A 612-nucleotide genomic window follows, 5' to 3' on the forward strand; every position below is an offset into this window, starting at 1 on the left:
CGCGCCCAAGAGGAGTCGAACCCCTAACCTTTTGATCCGTAGTCAAACACTCTATCCAATTGAGCTATGGGCGCATATTATGAAATGCCGAGGACCGGAATCGAACCGGTACGGTGATCACTCACCGCAGGATTTTAAGTCCTGTGCGTCTGCCAGTTCCGCCACCCCGGCTGAAAATTGCTAAGGCAAAGCGGAAAACGGGGTTCGAACCCGCGACCCCCACCTTGGCAAGGTGGTGCTCTACCACTGAGCTATTTCCGCATATTCCTGATGCCGGCTAAAGGACTTGAACCCTCGACCCTCTGATTACAAATCAGATGCTCTACCAACTGAGCTAAGCCGGCAATGAAGTGCGGGTGAAGGGACTTGAACCCCCACGCCCGAAGGCGCTAGATCCTAAATCTAGTGCGTCTGCCAATTCCGCCACACCCGCATAGGTTATTACTATGAGTCGTACAGGGCTCGAACCTGTGACCCTCTGATTAAAAGTCAGATGCTCTACCAACTGAGCTAACGACTCATATGGGGGTTAACGGGATCGAACCGCTGACCCTCTGCTTGTAAGGCAGATGCTCTCCCAGCTGAGCTAAACCCCCATAAGGTAAAAAAAAC

General features: G+C 52.5%; 7 tRNA genes. All 7 read right to left on the reverse strand.

Features of this window, described 5'->3' with window-relative positions:
• Positions 1-74 (reverse strand) — tRNA-Arg (locus IGJ25_RS17150).
• Between the two features lie 11 nt (positions 75-85).
• A tRNA-Leu gene (locus IGJ25_RS17155) sits at positions 86-171 on the reverse strand.
• A gap of 18 nt (positions 172-189) precedes the next feature.
• Positions 190-261: transfer RNA gene (locus IGJ25_RS17160), tRNA-Gly, on the reverse strand.
• 10 nt (positions 262-271) lie between these two features.
• Positions 272-344, reverse strand: a tRNA-Thr gene (locus tag IGJ25_RS17165).
• Between the two features lie 7 nt (positions 345-351).
• Positions 352-433 (reverse strand) — tRNA-Leu (locus tag IGJ25_RS17170).
• Between the two features lie 14 nt (positions 434-447).
• A tRNA-Lys gene (locus IGJ25_RS17175) sits at positions 448-520 on the reverse strand.
• A 3-nt stretch (positions 521-523) separates the two neighbouring features.
• Positions 524-596, reverse strand: a tRNA-Val gene (locus tag IGJ25_RS17180).
• Positions 597-612 lie beyond the last annotated feature (16 nt).

This window comes from Enterococcus sp. DIV0240d (assembly GCF_051711245.1).
Taxonomy (GTDB): Bacteria; Bacillota; Bacilli; order Lactobacillales; family Enterococcaceae; genus Enterococcus_D; species Enterococcus_D casseliflavus.